This is a genomic window from Sphingobacterium sp. DR205 (assembly GCF_011064245.1).
Taxonomy (GTDB): Bacteria; Bacteroidota; Bacteroidia; order Sphingobacteriales; family Sphingobacteriaceae; genus Sphingobacterium; species Sphingobacterium athyrii.
Genome location: NZ_CP049333.1, coordinates 4,215,163 through 4,236,223, shown reverse-complemented (window position 1 = coordinate 4,236,223; position 21,061 = coordinate 4,215,163). Strand labels below are relative to the sequence as shown.

21 protein-coding genes are annotated in these 21,061 nt (G+C 41.0%); 15 read left to right on the top strand and 6 right to left on the bottom strand.

The genetic code is table 11. The annotated features are described in order from the left end of the window. Positions 1-78 precede the first annotated feature (78 nt). Positions 79-1,266 carry a formaldehyde dehydrogenase, glutathione-independent gene (gene fdhA / locus G6053_RS18370; protein WP_165307758.1) on the bottom strand — a complete coding sequence of 396 codons (1,188 nt, stop codon included), beginning with the start codon at positions 1,264-1,266 and terminating at the stop codon, positions 79-81. 18 nt (positions 1,267-1,284) lie between these two features. Further along, a complete protein-coding gene (locus tag G6053_RS18365) occupies positions 1,285-1,686 on the bottom strand; it encodes a heme-binding protein (protein ID WP_165307756.1) in 402 nt (133 codons plus the stop codon). A gap of 186 nt (positions 1,687-1,872) precedes the next feature. Here G6053_RS18365 and G6053_RS18360 point away from each other — a divergent pair, with 186 nt between their 5' ends. Together G6053_RS18360 and G6053_RS18355 are read left to right on the top strand one after the other, a co-directional pair. Further along, positions 1,873-2,784 (top strand): helix-turn-helix domain-containing protein, encoded by a 912-nt coding sequence (locus G6053_RS18360; RefSeq protein ID WP_165307754.1) that lies wholly within the window; start codon positions 1,873-1,875, stop codon positions 2,782-2,784. Positions 2,785-3,187: 403 nt separating this feature from the next. Further along, entirely contained in the window at positions 3,188-3,331 is a 144-nt protein-coding gene (locus G6053_RS18355) for a hypothetical protein (protein WP_165307752.1), read from the top strand. Positions 3,332-3,498: 167 nt separating this feature from the next. Here the strand turns inward: G6053_RS18355 and G6053_RS18350 are convergent, their stop codons facing one another. From G6053_RS18350 to G6053_RS18335, 4 genes are all read right to left on the bottom strand, one after another. After that, positions 3,499-4,917 carry an arylsulfatase gene (locus G6053_RS18350; RefSeq protein WP_165307750.1) on the bottom strand — a complete coding sequence of 473 codons (1,419 nt, stop codon included), beginning with the start codon at positions 4,915-4,917 and terminating at the stop codon, positions 3,499-3,501. Positions 4,918-5,444: 527 nt separating this feature from the next. Beyond that, on the bottom strand, positions 5,445-6,791 hold the full coding sequence (locus G6053_RS18345) for an aminotransferase class I/II-fold pyridoxal phosphate-dependent enzyme (protein WP_165307747.1): 1,347 nt from the start codon (positions 6,789-6,791) through the stop codon (positions 5,445-5,447). Between the two features lie 322 nt (positions 6,792-7,113). Beyond that, positions 7,114-7,419, bottom strand: a complete 306-nt coding sequence (locus G6053_RS18340) for a YdhR family protein (protein WP_165307745.1) — start codon at positions 7,417-7,419, stop codon at positions 7,114-7,116. Between the two features lie 69 nt (positions 7,420-7,488). After that, on the bottom strand, positions 7,489-7,980 hold the full coding sequence (locus tag G6053_RS18335) for a Crp/Fnr family transcriptional regulator (RefSeq protein WP_241254762.1): 492 nt from the start codon (positions 7,978-7,980) through the stop codon (positions 7,489-7,491). A gap of 594 nt (positions 7,981-8,574) precedes the next feature. On the opposite strand from G6053_RS18335, the gene G6053_RS18330 reads away from it, so the two are divergent. From G6053_RS18330 to G6053_RS18270, 13 genes are all read left to right on the top strand, one after another. Continuing rightward, entirely contained in the window at positions 8,575-9,477 is a 903-nt protein-coding gene (locus G6053_RS18330; RefSeq protein ID WP_165307741.1) for a helix-turn-helix domain-containing protein, read from the top strand. A 416-nt stretch (positions 9,478-9,893) separates the two neighbouring features. Further along, positions 9,894-10,898, top strand: coding sequence for an LLM class flavin-dependent oxidoreductase (locus G6053_RS18325; RefSeq protein ID WP_165307739.1), 1,005 nt, complete (start codon positions 9,894-9,896; stop codon positions 10,896-10,898). Between the two features lie 147 nt (positions 10,899-11,045). Next, positions 11,046-11,339, top strand: coding sequence for a thioredoxin family protein (locus G6053_RS18320; RefSeq protein ID WP_165307737.1), 294 nt, complete (start codon positions 11,046-11,048; stop codon positions 11,337-11,339). A gap of 21 nt (positions 11,340-11,360) precedes the next feature. Continuing rightward, on the top strand, positions 11,361-11,993 hold the full coding sequence (locus tag G6053_RS18315; protein ID WP_165307734.1) for an NAD(P)H-dependent oxidoreductase: 633 nt from the start codon (positions 11,361-11,363) through the stop codon (positions 11,991-11,993). A 379-nt stretch (positions 11,994-12,372) separates the two neighbouring features. Then, the gene (locus G6053_RS18310; protein WP_165307732.1) at positions 12,373-12,921 is read left to right on the top strand and encodes an OsmC family protein; all 549 of its coding nucleotides are present in this window, start codon (positions 12,373-12,375) and stop codon (positions 12,919-12,921) included. A 72-nt stretch (positions 12,922-12,993) separates the two neighbouring features. Then, positions 12,994-13,287, top strand: a complete 294-nt coding sequence (locus G6053_RS18305) for a thioredoxin family protein (protein WP_165307730.1) — start codon at positions 12,994-12,996, stop codon at positions 13,285-13,287. 23 nt (positions 13,288-13,310) lie between these two features. After that, positions 13,311-14,009, top strand: coding sequence for a DsbA family oxidoreductase (locus G6053_RS18300; RefSeq protein ID WP_165307728.1), 699 nt, complete (start codon positions 13,311-13,313; stop codon positions 14,007-14,009). 48 nt (positions 14,010-14,057) lie between these two features. Next, on the top strand, positions 14,058-14,447 hold the full coding sequence (locus G6053_RS18295; RefSeq protein WP_165307726.1) for an OsmC family protein: 390 nt from the start codon (positions 14,058-14,060) through the stop codon (positions 14,445-14,447). Positions 14,448-14,612: 165 nt separating this feature from the next. Then, the gene (locus G6053_RS18290; protein WP_165307724.1) at positions 14,613-14,999 is read left to right on the top strand and encodes an OsmC family protein; all 387 of its coding nucleotides are present in this window, start codon (positions 14,613-14,615) and stop codon (positions 14,997-14,999) included. Positions 15,000-15,079: 80 nt separating this feature from the next. Beyond that, complete coding sequence (locus G6053_RS18285) at positions 15,080-15,835, top strand: SDR family oxidoreductase (RefSeq protein WP_165307721.1); 756 nt, start codon at positions 15,080-15,082, stop codon at positions 15,833-15,835. Between the two features lie 127 nt (positions 15,836-15,962). Then, positions 15,963-16,364, top strand: a complete 402-nt coding sequence (locus G6053_RS18280; protein WP_165307719.1) for a hypothetical protein — start codon at positions 15,963-15,965, stop codon at positions 16,362-16,364. Between the two features lie 116 nt (positions 16,365-16,480). After that, positions 16,481-17,866, top strand: coding sequence for a TolC family protein (locus G6053_RS18275; protein ID WP_165307717.1), 1,386 nt, complete (start codon positions 16,481-16,483; stop codon positions 17,864-17,866). 9 nt (positions 17,867-17,875) lie between these two features. Further along, a complete protein-coding gene (locus G6053_RS18270; RefSeq protein ID WP_165307715.1) occupies positions 17,876-21,046 on the top strand; it encodes an efflux RND transporter permease subunit in 3,171 nt (1,056 codons plus the stop codon). Positions 21,047-21,061: the final 15 nt, after the last annotated feature.

The window sequence follows — 21,061 nt, the reverse complement described above, 5'->3', positions numbered from 1 at the left end:
TTTATAACTCAAGTCGCGAATAGAAGCTATCTAGTAAGTAGATAGCTTTCTTATATATCGATTATGGTAGATTAATGTCTAAACGATCATTCCATGTGGATCGATTACGAATTTCTTTGCAGCACCTTTGTCGAAATCACGATATCCTCTCACCGAATCCTGTAAGGAAATCACTTCAACATTGACCGCTTGTGCAATCTTTATTTTATCGTAGAGGATTGCGTTCATCAGCTGCCGGTGGTATTTCATGACCGGGCATTGGCCGGTATGGATAGAATGCGACTTGGCCCAGCCCAATCCGATCCGGATACTCAGGCTCCCTTTTTTAGCTGCCTCGTCAACAGCACCGGGATCACCAGTCACATACAGACCAGGAATTCCCAGCTGTCCACCGGCACGGGTCACCTCCATGATGGAGTTCAGTACGGTAGCCGGTTGTTCGTGTCCACTGTCATGGCCATGGCCTTTGGCCTCAAAACCTACGCAGTCAACAGCGCAATCTACTTCGGGCACGCCGACAATCGCTTCGATTTGCTCGGCCAGCGTTGCATCCTTTTTCAGGTCGATCACCTCGCAGCCAAAACTTTTAGCCTGCACGAGCCTTTCGTCGATCATATCCCCGACGATTACCAGGGCCGCTCCGAGCAAATGGCAGGAAGCCGCACAGGCAAGTCCCACCGGACCAGCACCAGCAATATAAACAATGCTTCCCGGTCCCACCCCGGCTGTTACCGCGCCATGGAAACCGGTAGGGAATATGTCAGACAGCAACGTCAGATCTTTGATCTTTGCCATAGCCTGGTCACTGTCCGGAAATTTCAATAGGTTGAAATCTGCATACGGCACCATGACATATTCTGCCTGGCCGCCAACCCATCCGCCCATATCTACATAACCATAGGCCGCACCGGGCCGGGCCGGATTCACATTCAGGCAAATGCCCGTCTGGCCTGCCTTACAGTTGCGGCAACGGCCACATGCAATATTAAAGGGAACTGAAACCAGGTCGCCGACCTTAATGAACTCGACATCCCGTCCGGCTTCGATCACCAGCCCGGTAATTTCATGACCAAGTATAAGCCCTTCCGGGGCGGTTGTCCGTCCGCGGACCATATGCTGGTCGCTGCCGCATATATTGGTGGATACTATTTTCAGTATTACGCCGTGCTCACACTTACGGTTACCCAATGCAAGCTTCGGATATTCTATTTCTCTTACTTCTACCACTCCCGGTTTAATGTAAGCTACTCCATGGTTCTGACACATAAAATTAGATTTTTATTTTTATTTAATCGCCTCTGCACCGGCCTGGGCAACGATATGGTCGTTTTCCACCGAATCGCCGGAAACACCGATAGCACCTATAATAGCACCCTCCGAATTTTTGATCAGCACGCCACCGGGAAAAGAAATAAGCCCGCCATTTGAATGTTCGATGTTGTAAAGCGGGCCGCCGGGCTGAGAGAGTTTACCTATTTCACCGCTGTTCATATTGAAATACCTGGCCGTGCGGGCTTTTCTCTGGGAGATGTCAATGGATCCGAGCCATGCATCGTCCATGTGCGCGAAGGCAACCAGATTGGTACCGCTGTCCACTACGGCAATGTTCATTAACGTATTGATCTCAGTCGCTTTGGCCTTTGCCGCTGAAATAGCAGCTTCTGCCTGTTTTAAGGTAATGTTCATAATTTGGATATTTTAGTATTGGGGTATCCCAATACAATATTAGCGGTATGATTCGGGAAGATATGGAACGATCCTATTTTTTAATGGAACGATACTCTTGAAAGCAAAGAGGGTTGTCTAACTGGTATAATTTTTCGTAATTTTAGCATTGTACAGCTATATCTGAATATTCTTACCATTCAACATATGGATCATATTTGCCAACTTGCACCAATAAACCTCAGTGACAGCACAGCGCTGGATACACTGGTGGAGCATAGAAGGGTATTCAATCTGAAACATTGCGAGCTGAATATCTTTGAAACTTATCACAAGTGCAGCGATGTAATATTGTCTTATGATGGATTGGTTATTTCCAGTATGATGCGGGGACGAAAAGTTATGTCAGTTGCCGGTGACGATGAGTTTGTATTCCTGCCCGGAGAAAGCGTTATTCTCCCCCAGGGCATTTCGATGAAGGTCGACTTCCCGGAGGCAGATCTGAAACATCCGGTACAGTGTGCGACGCTTGCTCTTGACTGGGATATGGTCAACAAAAATCTGGCATTTCTTAACGAGTACTATCCAAATACAGAACCCCCGTTCGAATGGAAACTTAATTTCTCACGATACCACTTTTTTAATAACAGGGAGTTGGCCAGCAGTCTCAACAAGCTCATCAGTATCAGCATGGAAGAGAATACGGCCAAAGATGCGCTGGCAGACCTTTCCCTGAAATTTTTATTACTCAGGATCATCCAGACCCAGAACTTAGAAAGCCTCCAGGAGGGGCGGGTGAAGCAAGATCATCGCTTTATGCCAGCCATACAGTATATTCATGACCATCTCACAGAAAAAATCAGTGTCGATACGCTGGCAAAACAGGCATGCATGAGTAAGCCCTCCTTCTTTCAGGCATTTAAGGAAACATTCCATATTTCACCACTGGAGTACGTTATCAGACAGCGGATTGAATTGGCTAAAAAAATCATGGTGGATGCTACCATTACTACCACAGAAGCTTGCTATCAGTCGGGCTTCAATAACCCTAACTATTTTATCAAATTATTCAAACGACTGGAAGGCATTACCCCTAAGATGTACCGTGAGGCGCGATAGTCACTGGCGTGCGTATTTAGTTTCTGTTGCTGGTCCTAAAATGTATAAAGTGGATGGTGCCAGATGGATGAATGTTTTTTTGGAAAATACTCAACTGCTTCAGGTTATCCATGTGGATGGTGGAAAGTTGAAATTTGAGGCTTACAAAACCTCCCGAGAATTATTTGATGCTTTTTTCTCTGAAAAAATCAGGCAAAGACATCGCGGCAGAATTTACTGATATGAACCCTGCTGTTAAGCGGTAATAGCTCCACAAATGCCGCTAATGTCAAGCATATCAAAGAATATAAACACGAAAAAGAACTGACTTCTTTTCTTGATAAAACGCATTTAGAGGCGACAGAGATAGTAATCTGGACCCATCGCTTATCTCCACTATTATTTTAGAGAACATGGATTATCTGTGTTTATAGATGCACAAATTACAGATGACAACCCCGAAGCGTGGAAAGCCATTATGGATAAAGGAATTCAGGGTGTTCAGACCGATCATCCAGAAGCACTGATCAAATTCTTGCGAGCGAACAAAGACAATCATAATAGATAAACATGATCGCTGAATTTACATCGCTCCATTAAAAGAGTACGTATAAATGGAATGGCTTTATTAGTATGTAAGAAGCTTAGCATTTTTATACTGCTAAACTTCTTATCTGGAAGCGTTTGTTCTGATCGAAAATTATTCGTATATGATCGTAAAGTTCGATCAAAATCTTAATCCCACGGAAATATGGGGCTTTCCACATGAGCTTGTGCCATAAATTGGGCTATTTTTCTTGCAATGTCTGGAAATTCCGAAGCGATGTTATGCCTTTCCTGGGGATCAAGAGATAGGTCATAAAGTTCAATCGGCCCGTTCCTATTGCTCAGCACATTGAGCCTAACGCCTTTCCATTTTCCGTAACGTACAGCCTGTTTTCCTCCTTTTTTGTGGAATTCCCAGTAGAGATACTCATGTTGCGCTTGTGGTTTTTTACCGGAAAGTGCGTTGGCAAAGGAAATGCCATCGATATCTTTTGGTGCTTTTGTGCCGACAATTTCAGATAAGGTGGGAAGCATATCCCAAAAGGCACCTATAAAATCATTTTGCTGACCTGAGCGGACAGCAGCTGGCCATTTGGCAATAAAAGGAATCCTTATACCACCTTCATACAGATCGCGCTTGATGCCACGAAATCCACCTGCACTATTAAAAAATTCCGGATCAGCGCCACCTTCCATATGAGGCCCGTTATCGCTTGTAAAAATAACTAATGTGTTTTCTTCCAGACCTGATTCCCGTAACTTTTGCATCACCTGTCCAACATATAAGTCTAGGCGGGCAACCATAGCTGCAAAGGTCGCTTTGGGATACTTTTGAGAAACATATCCGGTGGGTTTCTCACTTCCTTTTTTATAATCAAAACCCTTGAAAGGTGTTTCCGCAAACCTACCTTTGTAGTATTGGAACAAGCTGTCATCAGGTACCAGTAGCTCTGCATGCGGCAGAATGTGGGGTAGAAAAAGGAAAAACGGTTCTTCTTTGTGCCGGCCTATAAAGTCGAGCGCCTGTTGCTGAATAAGGTCCGGCGCATAGTCTACGGTATGTTCAAGATCACCGTTTTGTTTCAGGACTACCTTCTCATGGTTATCCCATAGATGAGAAGGGTAGTAGCGATGAGCCAGGGATTGGCAGTTATAACCGTAAAAACGGTCAAAACCCTGCCTGTTGGGGTCACCTTCGGAACCGACCGGTCCGAGCCCCCATTTACCGAAAGCGCCCGTTTTGTACCCCGCATTTTTCAGGATTTCAGCTATGGTTAGCACCGAATCAGCAATCGGATACTGCCCTTCCGGCTTAACTCCTAAATTATCGCGGATGGAGGTATGCCCGGTATGCTTGCCGCTAAGTAAAGCAGACCTCGATGGAGCACATACCGCTGTGCCAGCATAAAACTGACTAAATATCATGCCCTCTTTGGCTAGACGATCAATATTTGGTGTTTTGATCAGTTTTTGACCATTAAAGCCTACATCCCCATAGCCAAGATCATCGGCTAGGATAAGGATGATATTTGGTTTTTTTTTCTGCGCTGCGGTATAACCTAAAATAGACAGGGTAAATAGCAGTAATAACAATAAATTCTTTTTCATCGAATAATATGAAAAGGTTTTTTAAGGGCATCAACTAAAGAATCATAGCTCTAAAAGGTAATGATACAAAAAAAGATTGAAATCTTTATATAGTAAATTGCCGACTGCGGGAACGGACAGCTCGTGTATGGGCGGAAGATGTGATATCGGATTGCCTTATATGTAGCAGCGCTCAAACCGGGAATACCATGGTGAGAGGGAGATCTTTAATGTCTTCTATTCTTCAATTACGTTAATATAAATAGTTCATTACGCAATTGCCTAGAAAACAACTCATTTTGTGCAAACCCATTTTCATATAAGTCTTCAATGCCGTGTAACTTGTTATTTATTAAATTTTCCCTTCCGTGGGTCCGGTGAGCAACTATTACCCGGGCATGTACCTTTATTTGCCAATGTAACTAGAATTAAAGTAGCTCCCAACAATGAAATGTAAGTCTCTTCGTCAATAATTCCAATGGTAATGAAAAGCATACCGAAGGCTAACTTAATCAGTCCAACTACAGGGAAATTTCTAAAGTAATTTATCATACTTTCTCTTTTGATATTTTTGCAGCTTTAGATAAGCTAGATAAGTAGTGGTTAATTCGTGTCATAGCTACCAGCAGTGCTTTATCATCAAAGCAGGTATAGACGATTCTAAACATTCCTCTTTTTGTGTGGCCGAAACCTATACCTGGCGTTAATAATACACCTGTATTTTTGTATAGTTCCTTCCAGAAAGCGGTTTCTGCGGCCAAAGTTTCATCTTCCAGAAATCTAGAAAAATCTACCCATACAAAGAGGCTTCCGTATGAGGGAACATACGGAATGTTTAACTTTTTTAGCTGATTCACAACTACAATATATCCCTTTGTTAGGGCTTGCTGCTGTACATGCAAAAAATGATGCATAAAATCATGGTCGCCCAGTAAGTTCTGCATTAACCATTGCGTATGATTTGACACCATGTGCGGCAGGTTTAAATTATTAAATGCAGTTAAGAACGCCTGATTGAGAGAGTACACCATTCCTACTCTCATTCCTGAAATACCAAGATCTATAGAAAGTGCATACCACTGGTGTAAATATGGGCTGTTCTTTTTGTGAATTATGGAGAGGAAAGAAGTAAACTGACGATGATCAGCGTAATCACCGGCAATTGCTGGATCTTTTGTATTTATCATCACGAGTCCGTAAATCTCATTAACGATAAAATGAATGTTTCTTTCAATACACCAATCGGCGATAGCTTCGAGCTGTTCTGATGTATATATTCCTCCGGTCGGATTATCGGGGGTCGTAAGGATTAAAAGTTTGAACTTCGTACCTTGAAGCTCAATGTCTCGTTTTGCCTTCTCCAGATGTTCGATGGAGAGGATCGGCCCATCATAAATACCATTAATATCATGGTGGGTGATTAGATCATATCTTTTCACTTCGGCTTTATTCATTATATCCCTGCTGTAGACGGGATATGCAGGTGCGGGAAATACGGCAACATCACCTTTGTCCGCCAGAATTATAGCCGATAGCTCTATTACAGCTGTAGCGCCAGCGGCAATTCCTATATTTTCAGGATCTAACTGTTGATTTGCTAAAAAAGTAGCTAAAAATACTGCTAATGTTGATCGAAATGTCTCATGGCCAAGCCCTGAAGTATATGCTGAAACCCAGTCCGGAATTTCCTGTGTCGTAGAGATATGTTGAAGATTATTACTTAATAGTGACCAATTGAGATTGTTATCGGCAACATTAAGCGGGAAAGTACCGTGGGGGTTATTCGACGCATCGTAAATATTTTTAGATGCTTCAAAGTAAAGTTCAAAATCTGGTCTTACGACAGTATTGTAAGCGCGGTTGCCTCTTAAAGATATATAGGATAATTCTGACATAAGATATTATTGGCTTAAATTAACTATTACAAAGTTAAGAGGTGGTAAATTCGAAAAGATGGACAAAACTGAAAATAAATGGTACTTATTGACAAAATAGCAAGTCATTGTTGACATATTGTGTGAGAAAACGGTTGTAGAATTACGACTGATTTTAAAAAGATCTGAATCAGAAAATCAAAGCAGTTCCCGGTATTAATTTATTGCTCGTGCATGTACTATTTAAGGTTTATTCTGGAATAGTTCTTAAAGTAAGTAAACATTGCATTTGGAGAGGTTCCCCCAAATGCAATGTTTTTATCTGGACATGTTTTAGTATTCTCTATATACCTCTTGTGATTCTAGAGGCTTCATCTACTACAGGAATTGCTACTATTTTTAAGTCTTTTAAAAATGGTAAATTCGCTACAATTTTTATTTCCGGTGTGGTCATAAAGGCATCCATGTCTTCTTTCGTTTCCCATAAATAGAAACTGGCAAACTGGGTGTCAAAATTTGCCATCCAAACTTTTGAGATCAGCCCTTTTGCCTTAGAGATGGTTTCCGCAAAGGGGTCTACGAATTGTTTAATATATTTTTCTTTAGAATCCAATTCGAGTGTGTAGGTGAAAATCTGTCCGTACTTCATATAAAAAATGTTTTGATATACGACAAAATTGGGGTAAAATACAATCCAAAAAAAAGAACTTTCACACTTTTATTTTGTGTGATTTGTCACATTTTTGCTCACGCGGCTCAACATTTCTCTTGACACACCGATGTATGATGCGATTAGATACTTGGGAATAGATTGAATTAGATTTGGATATGATTTGATGAAATGATTATACCGTTCCATCGAAGATAAATTTAACATGGCCAGTATCCTTTCTTGCGAAGCCACATAGCCGGCATTTGATTTGATGCGAAAGAAATGCTCCATTTTATGAAATTCAGCACTTAGTTTTTCTAGATCGTTATGACTGATGTACAGCAGTTCGCAATCTGTAATACAGTCAATATAGATGGTAGATTCTTTATTATTAAAAAAAGCATTATAATCAGTTATCCACCAGTCTGGCTGGGCAAACTGTACAATGTGTTCTTTATCATTCTTGTCGACATAATAAGATTTCAAAATTCCACTGAGGACAAAGTATTTATTAACTTTCTGCTGACCGGCTTGTACAAGAAATTGATTTTTTTTCATCTTTTTATAATGAAAATGTGAGCTTATATATTCAAATTCTTGATCTGAAAAGCTTACGATTTCTGCGATATGGTCTCTAAGTGTCATATTTATCATTGTATTTTTTCCTTTGCACTGTACATCCCATCGTTGCTAGACTATATTGGTAGCACCACTTATCATGTTGGCCTAAAATAATCAATGACTTCTTTTTACCAGTCTTGAACATTCAGTTTTGTGATTTCTTTTTTCAGTCTTTTAGATAAAACAGGTAATAATTTGTTAATGAAATGTTCATTAGCGGAATCGAATTTGGATGCGCCGGGTATACCGTTATTGCCCTGTAAATATAATATTTTTCCGCGTACGCGATTGACAATATAACGATCATCTTGCATAAACTATTGGCTTTGATGGATTGCGGACCCGATTTTATAGCAACTAAAAGTGAATGCACAGCATGACCTCGGTTATATATATTACTTAAAAAATCATTTTAAACATTTATTCTCTGTGAATTCCAGGTATCCCTTTGAACATAGCGGATATGAGTTAATATGGAAATACTTTTATATTTGCATAAGTAAAACGCTAATCATAATCTAACGTTATCACATGAAGAAGCAGAAACAGGAAGCTATTTATGAATATCATTTAAAACCTGATGCTCCGGGCCAGATGCAGTTTGAGATCCAGTCTTTACAAGATCTGATACAAGATCACAAGGAAGATATGGCCAAACCGCACATTCATAGTTTTTATCAGATTATCTGGTTCAAGTCGGGTAATGGGAAACACTTCGTTGATTTCAATGAATATGATGTATCAGAAAATACGATCTTCTTCATAGCTAAAAATCAAGTTCACGCTTTTGACAACTTTCCCGGTTATGAGGGATTTGTTATTCATTTCTCGGAGGATTTTTTGGTTCAGAAGGAAAATGACGTCGATTTTTTTCTCAAGTGCAGTATGTTCAATAATCCATATCAAATTCCCTCATGTTGTGTAGGCAGTGGAAATGAATATAAATTGGATGAGTATATCGTCCAGATGCAGACTGAACTTAAAGAACATGCTAAATATGGTCAGGAAGAATTACTCAGGCTTTACCTTAAAGCGTTTCTGATTCAGGTTCAGCGCCGTAAATATGAACTTGAAGAACTCAATAAGGGGCTTGCTCCTTTTGTTGTTGATGAGAAACGTGCCCAGTTGATCCATTTTGTCAATCTGATTGAAGAGAATTATACCAAAGGATTTCCTGCATCAAAATATGCGGAAATGCTTTTTGTTTCCCTAAGAACTTTGTCTAATCTTACTTTGCAACTGCTCAATAAAAAACCATCTGAAATGATCCATGAAAGGATTGTATTGGAGGCAAAACGTCTTTTGCTTCATTCAGAATTAAATGTCAACCAGGTAGCAGATAAAATCGGGTTTGAAGATTCGTCGTATTTTATAAGATATTTTAAAAAATATACCAATCAGTCGCCGACGGCTTTCCGAAAATCCTTTCAATAGTATATTCGGACGGGATATTCTATAAATTATGGCTATTGAAAACCAGCTCAATCAGCATCCCGAGAGCTTGATTGAAGGACTGGTCGGTTCTACTTTCGAGGAAAAAGTTAGCAATAGCCATGTTAGAATTTTACTTTCAATTGCCCAACTTTGCAGCGAATGAACGTTCAGCTGAAAGGGTACTGATTGTATCAATAAATACCATTTGTTTTCAGTTTTGTCCATTTTTCTGAAGCTTCCTAGCCAATACCTTTGTATTATAAAATTTTAAACAAATCAGCACTGATCATTGAGACAGTATATGATCGTATAACAGCTATTTTGCTGGTTATATAAAAAAAAATTAGTCTCAATAATTTCATCATTAAAAGGAGCATTAAACTCATCAGTAGCTGTACTTAATATCAAAAAAAATTATGATACCTATATCATTATTGGAATTGGCGTTCATATCTGAAGATAGCAATGCTCGTTTTACGTTCGAAAAAACGAAAGAGCTTGCCCAAGTGGTTGATACTTTAGGATATAAACGTCTCTGGTTAGCTGAGCACCATAATATGGCGCACGTTGCCAGTACCGCAACTTCAGTTTTGATCGGACATATTGCCGGTCACACGCAAAACATACGGGTAGGATCGGGTGGTATTATGCTGCCCAACCATTCACCTCTGATTGTTGCGGAGCAATTTGGAACCTTAGCGCAGCTTTATCCCGACCGGATCGATCTGGGTCTGGGAAGAGCACCGGGAAGCGATATCCAAACAGCTTTAGCTATTCAAAAAGATTTTTATGAGCAATCCCAGCGGTTTTCTCAAAATGTGGACGCACTTGAAATGTATTTTACGCATAGGAATCCTTATGCCAAAGTACGTGCTTTTATTGCCGAAGATACTCATGTTCCGATCTGGATATTGGGATCGAGTACAGAGAGTGCCGCTTTAGCAGCATCCAAAGGATTGCCTTACGCCTTTGCGGGTCATTTTGCGCCAAGACAGATGATGGAAGCCTTTGCATTATACCGTCAGAATTTTAAAGCGTCCGAAACGCTGAAACATCCTTATACGATAGCAGCTGTTAATGCTACTGCCGCAGATACTGATCAGCAGGCAGAAGTGCTATCGACCAGCCTGTATCAGATGTTTCAAAGTTTAGCTCAAAACTCAGGGAAATTTTTACAGCCTCCGGTTGAATCGTTGGCGGAGCTCCTGGACAGCATGTCTGAGCAAGTACGTTTACAAGTACAACAAATGACAGCCTGTTCTTTTGTGGGCAGTAAAGAAAAGATCAGTAGGGACTTAAAGGACTTTATAGCGCAGACAGGAGCGGATGAATTGATGATCCATTCTCCGATCTATGACCATCAGGAAAAATTAAAAAGTATGATGATCATGAAAGAGGTGATAGATGATCTAAATCGTTAAGATTCGCTTTCCCGTGGTCTGGTGGTGTCGGGATAGCATCATTTTTTAATGATATGAAAGATCGCTATTAGCAGGACGAATATCCTGCATTGCCTTAACATAACGCAATACAATACAACAGTTAATAATTAAAAAATATAAAAAAAAATGGATTTAGCAAATAAAATAGAATCGGAACAATTGACCATGGTTAATTTTCATGCGACCTGGTGTCCTCCATGTGTGGCCATGAAACCAAATTTAGATGAAGTGGTTGCAGAATTTGATGATGCTATTCACTATGAACGTGTGGACATCGATAAATTCAGGGATTTAGCAACCCTATTTGAAATCAGGAGTATACCTACTACGATGCTCTTCAAAAAGGGAGAAATGAAATGGAGATATTCAGGTATAGTATCATCGCATGAACTGAGTAAAATAGTAAAAGAGAATCTTTAACTGCACATAGAAAGAATAGAAATGAAAAAACTACTGCATATTATCAGCTCACCGAGAGAGGAGAAATCAAAATCAGGAGCCATAGCGCATGAATTTTTGGAACAGTATAAACTATTGAATCCGGATGCTATCATAGATGAACTGAATCTTTGGGATCTTGATATACCCACATTTGATGGAGACAAAGCCGCCGCTAAGATGACATTTTTTGGTGATGGAACCTTAAATGAAGAGTTAAAAACTTCATGGGATAAAGTTGTTGAGGTCACGGAGCGGTTTTCCTCAGCAGATGAATACCTGATCACTGTTCCGATGTGGAATGGTGGAATACCCTGGGTATTGAAGCACTATATCGATACCATTTCACAGCCGGGCTTAACTTTTGGCTTTGGAGCAGAAGGGTACTTTCCCTTGTTGAAAGATAAGAAGGCATGTGTTGTTTATACTTCAGGCGTATACGGTGCGGGCGTACCGATTGAACTGGGACTTGATTTCCAGTCCACTTATTTCAACTGGTGGCTTGGACTTGTAGGCATTACTGATATTCATTCAGTTAAATTTTTAGGAAATCTAGTGAATCCAGAGGCAGAAAAAGAGTTTTCGAAGGCCCTGGAATCGGCCAGCTGTATTGCAAAAGAGTTTTTTGCACAGTAGCTAATTGATGCTAATTTGAGGAATTAGCGCTTATAAAAGATTCTGAGAAGAGGTCAAGTGAGCTATTTATCCTGTTTTTATCCGAAACAAAATCAGGTCATTTTAAAACAGCAAAAGACCTCATGATAGAAAAGGAAGTTCCTCATAATTTTGGGGACTTCCTTTTTTGTAAGTGCAAGGTAGCTAATTGTTTGATTCTTCAGTCGAGTAGATTTGTATGGTGCGGTCTGTCTTTTTACCAATACATTTTACAAAGGAAATTTGACTGTCTAAAAAGGGTGGAACCGGATCAATAAGTGCTATTTGTTTTCAGTTTTGTCCATTTTCTCGAAGCCTTCTACCCAGTACCTTTGTAGTACAAAATTTAAAACAATCGGTTATGTTAAACAATGTAAATTTAGAAGCATTAGGAAATTATGTAGACGTAATTACTAACAAACCTGCTGAAGCAATTGCAGCATTAGGTGTTACTGCAACCTGGAAAGGCGGAGTAAATACTGAAATCACCACACACAGTAAAAAGATTGGAAGCGTTTCAGTTGAAAAACAATTCAAATATAATATCGGAGAACCCGCAGAACTGTTGGGCGATAACCTGAACCCGAATCCCCAGGATTATATTTTAGGCGGTCTGGCCGGATGTATGATGGTCGGTTTTGTTGTGGGGGCAACCAGTAAAGGAATAAAGCTTGACAGTGTACATCTGACCATTGTGGGAAATCTTGATCTACGTGGATTTTTAGAAGTCGACCCGAATGTTTCGGTTGGTTTTGAAGAGCTTCAATTCAATTTTGAAGTGAGTGGTAGCGGAACCGAGGAGGAGTATGCTGCTATTGCAGAACACGTACGTAAAATATCTCCGGGATACAGAACAATTGCAGAACCCGTTAAGATTAGTATCAATAAGGGCTTAAACGCTGTGATCTAATTTATTGCATTACAACAGTGATGTTCTTTATCGAAATGTTGCTGCTGTTCTCAATTTTAAAATATCAAAAAAATGAATTTAGCTAACAAAATAGAATCTGACCAACTGACAATGGTCAATTTTCACGCCTCCTGGTGTGGTCCATGTATCGCCATGAAACCGCATTTAGATCAAACCATCGCAAACTATGGCGAGGCGATCCATTATGAACGGGTCGATATCGATCAGAACCCGGGTTTAGCAGAAATATTCGAGATCAGAGGAGTACCTACAACGATGCTGTTTAAAAAAGGCCAAATGAAATGGAGACATTCTGGTGTACTCTCATCTCAGCAACTGATTGAAATCGTGAATGAGAATCTCTAAATAACTTTAAAAATAACAAGACAATGAAAATACAGGTATGGTCGGACATCATGTGTCCATTTTGCTACATCGCTAAGAAAAATTTTGAGCAAGCATTAGCAGATTCCTCCTTCAAAGATAAAGTGGAAGTGGAATGGAAAAGTTTCCAGCTGGATCCCACTTTAAAAGAAAACTCCGGTAATATGAAAATCAGTGCGTATATGATGAACCGTAAAGGTTTTTCGAAAATGCAGCTTGATCAGTTTCTGAGTCAATTGAAAGAAATGGGAAAAAATGCCGGAGTAACTTTTAATTACGATCAGGTAATTGCTGCGGATACTTTTCCTGCTCATAAGTTATTGCATCTGGCAAAAGAACATGGTAAAGCAGATGCGATGGAAGAAGCTTTGTTTGAAGCTCATTTTGTCGACGGAAAAAACATTGCAGACGTGGATTTTTTGGTTTCACTTGCTGAAGGTTTAGGCTTAGATCCGGCAGAGGCCAGCAAAGTATTGGCTGATGATGCGTATGATTATGAAGTAAAACAGGACATCATGGAGGCACAAAATATGGGAATCACAGGTGTGCCCTATTACGTTCTTGATGGTAAATACGCCGTCTCGGGAGCGCAGCCTGTTGAACTTTTTGCTAAGGCTCTTGCGCAGACCTACCAGGAAAGCATTGTCGATCTTTCGCAGGAATCCGGAGATAATATGTGTGGAATTGATGGCTGTAGCATCTAATTTCAATATAAAAGTAATCTAGTATTAACAATAAAAAATTCAAATAAAATGTCACAAATAATAGCAACTACCTACGAAGGTAAATATAACTCAAGCACAAAATCACCATTGAGCGCAGATCCGGTCAAAGTAGATCTAAAATTTGGTCCTATTGACCTTCTTATGGGGTCATACGCAAGCTGTATGCTCGGAACAGTAGATTTTTATGCAAGGAAAAAGGATTTTGAGGTAAACGGATCAAGAAGTGAGCTGTCTTATGAAATGTCAGCAGAGGGCGGACAAGTGGGAACGATCCATATCAAGTTGTTCTTTGACAAAGAATATACTGCGGAGCAAAAGGATATCATCGAGAACGCGGCAAAAAATTTATGTCACGTGGGAAATAGCCTTAATCCATCTATCGTTAAAAACTACGAGTTTTTGTACGGTGCAGAATAAAAATAGCGTACATCTTTTACCTGATCTGAAAGTTAGAAAAGATTTAGTTGAAAAGGAATGTTATGTGGTCACCTAGGGAGATGGGAACAGATGTAAGTTTAGGTGGTATCCGTATTAGCATTCTAAATAAAGATCAATTAGTATTAATAATAAAAATTTAACAACATGTCACAAGTAATAGCAACTACCTACGAAGGTAAATATAACTCAAGTACAAAGTCAACATCGAACACTGATCCGATCAAAGTAGATCTGAAATTTGGTCCTATTGACCTGCTTATGGGTTCATATGCAAGCTGTATGTTAGCTACAGTTGATTTTTACGCCAGAAAAAAAGATTTCGAAGTAAATGGCTCAAGAAGCGAGCTGTCTTATGAAATGTCAGCCGAAGGTGGACAGGTAGGAACGATCAATATTAAATTGTTCTTCGATAAAGCTTATACCGCAGAACAAAAGGAATTGATTGAAAATTCAGCAAAGGATTTATGTCACGTTGGTAACAGTCTTAATCCTGCCATCGTGAAAAACTATGAATTTACTTACGGAGCTTAGTCCGGAGGTAAGATCTTATTAAAAAAAATTAAACTATTTCCAGGGCGGAAATAAAACGAGAAATATAAAAAAATATAAAAATGGAACAAGCATTAATCGTGGGTGGTTCAACCGGAATAGGTAAATCCACAGCAGAATTATTAATTGGAAGAGGTGTTGAAGTGGCACTTGTAGGTAGAAGTATTGATAGCTTAAATAAAGCGAAAGAAGAGTTGGAAGCCAAAGGTGGTACAGTTAAGGTCTACTCGGTAGATCTTTCCGATATGGCTGCTGTAGTTGATTTTAACGCCAACCTAAAAAATGAACTGCCTTATTTGAAGTATCTGGTCAATGGAGCGGGACATTATAATCCAATCTCTTTCTTTGACCATACGGAGAAAGACTATGACAGCTTTCAGACCTATACCAAAGCTTTCTTTTTCATTACACAGGCGGCAGCTTTAATTATGAAAGAAAATAAAGCTGGATCTATCGTTAACATTGGGGCAGCATTGATGCATCATGCACTAAAAGCAGGACCGGCATCAGCCTACATGGTTGGAAAAGCAGGACTGGTAGCCCTTACAAAACAACTGGCTATTGAATTAGCTGAATTTAACATCAGGGTCAATTCGGTGAATCCGGGATTTGTGGTGACACCGATCTTCAAGACCTTTATGCCAGAAGACAAAATTGCGGAGAATCTATCTGCATTTGATGCCTACCACCCATTGGGCGGTGTTGGTCAACCGGAAGATGTTGCAAAGACAATCGACTTTTTGCTTTCAGACCAGACAAGCTGGGTAACTGGCGCGACCTGGACTGTTGATGGTGGATTATTGGCAGGACAAAACTAAATGCAGTCCATTTCATATGGAATAGCTAAAAAGCGGATGTACATTATATGTATATTCGCTTTTTTAGTAAGGTAAAACTGAAACTTTCCTTGTATACTTCAATAAATAGCGGTATTTTAGCAGATCTATGAACAGGACTTTGTCACATATTCCGAAAAATTATCAGCGGTACTTCCTTGTACTGGCTGCGATAGTCCTGGTTCTTCTTACCTCCTGTCCTGTTAAAAGCAGCATTAAAACTTTAGTCGGTCTTCCCGTTAATACGGAGCAAGGCTTGGCAAAAGGAAATGTGCGTATTTATGGGAACAGTTCGGAGAAATGTATCAACAGTGAAACTGCAGATACAAAAATCTCCCAGGATATTTCCTTGGATATAAACACTCTATCGCCGGTAATTTTATTTACGGCTACTTTTCTCTTTCTTCTTGCTTATTTATTAGGCGCAGAAAAATCACATCCCCGGTACGGCAATTTAAAAATATCAGGCCGTCTGCCTATCTTTCTGCAATACCGGAAACTCATCATTTAATACCCTTCTTATTTTCCTTTACACCTATTGGCTATCAGGTTCCAATGGGCGTATTTCCATTGTTTTTCATGTAATAAACGGTCGTTTCGGCGGCCTGTCATAAACTTATAAATAGTATGATAAAATATCATATAGTAATCACATGCATGTGCTTTACTATTGCTGCTGTGTTACCCTTATATGGGCAGCAGCAAAAAGAAAATACCTTAGGTACTTTATGGCCCAGGATAGCAGGGTATTATCCCGGTATTGGCGCCAAGCAATCTGCTATAGATGCGTCAAAACTTCATGAGCAAGCTGTTAAAAGCGAAATGCTTCCGCAATTGAAGGCGCAGATGCAAAATTCGTATGGCACTTATGAAGGCAGTTCCGGGGCCTTTTTTCCACAGCCGGGCTTTTTTAACGTCAGTGGTTCAGGAAGTCCGGTGGCAGGTAGCAGCACTGCTGCAAATAGTTTTGCTTCCACCACTGTTGAGTGGGAAATCTTTTCGTTCGGAAAGCGGCAAAAAGACAATGAAGCTGCCAAAAGCCTATTCCATAAAACAGTTAGTGAAAAAGATGCCTATCTGCTTCAACTAAAAAAAATATTATCTGAGCGCTACATCAATTTACTTTATAATGATGCAAAATTAAATCTTACGCAGCGAAATGCAGAGCGTCTGGACAGCATACGCAGGATAACCGCTGGTCTTTCGGCAGCTGGCCTCCGGCCTGCCGCTGACAGTCTGCTCGCGTCATCATCGTATGTACAGGCAATGGGAGAATATGACAAGTGGAATGGTGTTAAAAGTGCTTCTTTTATCAAATTATTGGAATTATATGGTGGCGATTCGGTAGATTTTTCGGCTTCAGCCATTCGTTTTATTGAACCATTAGGAAATCAACAAAATAATGGCAGCATCATTAAAACATCGCACCCCATATTTGAAGCCTTAGATCGAGAATCGGAATATTATACCCTTAGCGGTGAAGCACAAAAAAGAGCATCATTACCTTCCTTCAACCTTCTTGGAGGATATGCTTATCGAGGTACGGGGATTCAGCCTGATGGCAGAGTTTCGGGAAACTGGAAAGACGGGTTTAGCAATTCAACCAATAATTTTCTTGTAGGCGTTGGTATAACCTGGAATTTGACCAGTATCCGGACCAATCATTTTAAAGGAGAACAGCTTTTTAAGGAAGCTGAAGGAGTCAAACTGCTTCATTCGCAATATGAAAAGGAGATGCAGGCCAATCTTTCTTCTGCGCAGACCGAAATTTTGAATCAGTTTGAGCAGCTTAAAAAGACGAAACTGGCCGTAAAGCAGTCACAGGATGCCTACAGCATGTATCTGGCACGATACAAAAGTGGTCTGATCACGCTCAGTGAGTTACTGCAGGTCAGGACTCTGTTGGAACAGTCCGAGAATATCCATATACAGGCTTCGCGCGATTATTGGCTTCTTCTAGCTTCAGAAGCAGCGTTAACAGCTGATTTCGAATTTCTCTTTAACAACCTTTAATTCTTACGTATGAATTTAATCAGATTTGCTTTAAGGAAACCGATAGCCATTATGGTTATGGTCTTGGCAATTACCATCTTTTCTTATAGCGCCATAAAAAAAATAAATGTCGATATCTTTCCGGAGGTTGAATTGCCGGCGATGTATATCGCCATGCCTTATGGTGGACTATCGCCCTCGTATATGGATGGCTTTATGGCCAATGAATTTCAGAAAGTACTGCTTTTTGTCGGCGGGGTCAAAAATATAGATTTTAAAAGCGTGCAGGGGCTGACGCTGATGAAACTGACCTTTTATCCGGGGACGAATATGTCGCAGGCAGCAGGTGAAGTCTCCACATCCGTTTCACGGGCCATGGGATTCCTACCACCCGGTGCGGTTCCGCCAATTGTTGTCCGTTTCGACGGTAGTTCGCTACCCGTCGGGCAGCTGGTGTTTGAAAGTGACAAAAGATCGGTCAATGAGATACAGACGCTGGTGCTGACGAAAATCAGACCTATGTTTGTCGAGATAGCGGGGATTACTGCTCCGGCTCCTTTTGGGGGAAACATTCGGTCTATTGTTGTCAATGTCGACCCGGAAGCCATGCAGTCCAATGGTCTGAGCGCAGAGGATATCACCATGGCGATCACCAAGAACAGTCTGCCATCTGCGGCAGGAAATATCCGTATCGGAGAACAGAACCTGATGGCTCCGATCAATTCGATTGCCAGGGATCCGGAAGAGTTCCTGAATACCCCGGTGAAAACAGCTGATGGCCGTACTGTTTATGTACGGGATGTTGCCAGTGTAACGGATGGTGCGGATCAGACGGTTGGCTATGCGCTGATCAACGGGAAGCGCTCTGTTTATCTCCCCATTATAAAAAAGGCGGATGCTTCGACGCTGGATGCTGTTCAGAACCTGAAGAATTCGCTACCGATGTTGAAAAATCAATTACCGGAAGATGTGAATATCCGTTATGAGTTTGACCAGTCCACTTACATTGAACGATCACTGTCCAACCTGATCCATGAGGGGATTTTGGGCGCTGTTTTTACCGGTCTTATTATTCTGCTTTTTTTGGGTGATACCCGTGGAGCACTTATCGTTGTCATGACGATCCCGATTGCCGTTCTTTCGGCGGTTTTGGTGCTCTATCTGATGGGGCAGACCATCAATATTATGACATTGAGCGGTTTAGCGCTGTCCATTGGTATTCTTGTTGATGAAGCTACCGTAACCATTGAGAACATCCATCAGCATATGGAAATGCGAAAAACCAAGCAGCGGGCCATCGTTGATGCGCTGTTGGAAATCTCTACGCCCAAGTTATTGATTTTGCTCTGTATCCTTGCTGTTCTGACACCTGCATTTATTATGACAGGGATTCCAAAAGATATGTTCATGCCACTATCCATGGCCGTTGCCTTTGCGATGATCGCGTCTTTTATCGCTTCACAGACCTTCGTGCCCATATTGGCGAATTGGATGATGAAGAACAAACATAATGTGATTGCCAATACGCAACGGAAACGCGCTTTCTTCGAAAAATTTAGGGTAAACTATTCGTATCGGATGCGCAGATGGTCAACAAAATCAGTACTGTTATTTATAGGCTATGTTGTGGTGGCCGGTGGCGTGTCTGCCGTACTTTTAACGGCTGTCGGAACCGATGTGATGCCCGTATCCAACAGTGGCGATTTTCAGCTCCGCATACAGGCTCCGCAGGGTAGTCGATTGGAAAAGACAGAACGGCTTGTGCGCGATATTACGGATGAAATAAAAGCCCAGATTCCGGAAAATGGCATCAATATTACATCTGCCTTCGTCGGAATGCATCCTGCAGGCTCTCCGATTAATCCCATTTTTCTATTTACAAATGCCTCGCATGAGGCCGTACTTCAGGTATCTGTGGATCAATCTGTTTATGGTGGATCGATGGAAGAGCTGAAGGAAAAAATCAGAAAAGTAATTGTTCAAAAACACCCTGATTCAAAATTTAATTTTGAACCGACAGAACTGACCGAAAAAATTATGGGTCAGGGCGCAATGACACCGATTGAAATAAAAGTAGGTGCTGGCCAGGTAAAGGGCGCATTTTCACATGCATCCAAGATTGAGAGCAATCTGCAAAAAGTTCCCTATTTGCGGGATGTTCGTATTCTTGACCCCGTTTTCTATCCAACTTTGGAGATTGAAGTGAACCGTGATCTTGCCGGCCAGTTTGGCCTGACCATGCAGGATATTACAAAGAGTTTGGTTGCAGCCACCTCCTCGACACGTTTTACGGATAAGAACCTTTGGGTTGATCCCAAGTCAGGATTGGTATTTCAGGTTCAGGTACAGATTCCCGAAGGCATCATGTCCTCAGAGGAAAAACTGAAATCCTTACCGCTGAAAAAAGGAAGCATGCGACCTTTACTGGAAGATGTCGCTACCATCCGTAGGGTAACATCACCGGCACAGGTCAACCGAAAGGGCCCTAACCGGTATGTTACGATTGTGGCAAATATTTATGGTAAAGATCTGGGGACTGCTTCAGTTGCAGTTAAAAAAGCAATTAAAGATGCCGGGGAACCGCCACGTGGGACAACAGTTTGGACAGAAGGGACTTTACAACTGCTGGACGATACTTTAGGAAGTTTATTGGCAGGTTTAGGTGTTGCCATTATTGCCATATTCCTCATGCTTTCCGCATTTTATCAATCGTTTAAGGTTCCGTTGATTATACTTGCTGTTTTACCGGCGGTTATTGCCGGCAGTCTCATTATTCTATATCTGACAGGAAGTACGCTCAATCTGCAATCCTATATGGGGATGATCATGTCCATAGGCGTGTCGGTTTCCAATGCGGTCCTGCTTGTGAACCAGGCCGAATATTACCGAAAACAACTCGGACTAAAACCTTCCAATGCAGCACGGCTTGCGGCTTCGTCCCGATTGCGGCCGGTATTGATGACTGCTGTTGCCATGCTTGCCGGTATGTTGCCCATGGCAATTGGTATAGGTGATGGGGCTGAACAGGTTGCTCCATTGGGAAGAGCTGTTATTGGCGGACTTATAGCATCTACAGCGACTATTTTACTACTGCTTCCGCATTTCTATTCTTCGCTCATGTCCAGAACAGCTATTGTTAGCCCTTCGCTGGATCCTGACGACAAGGAAAGCCGGTATTATTTAGAGCAGACCCAATCATAATCATAAAAATCAAAA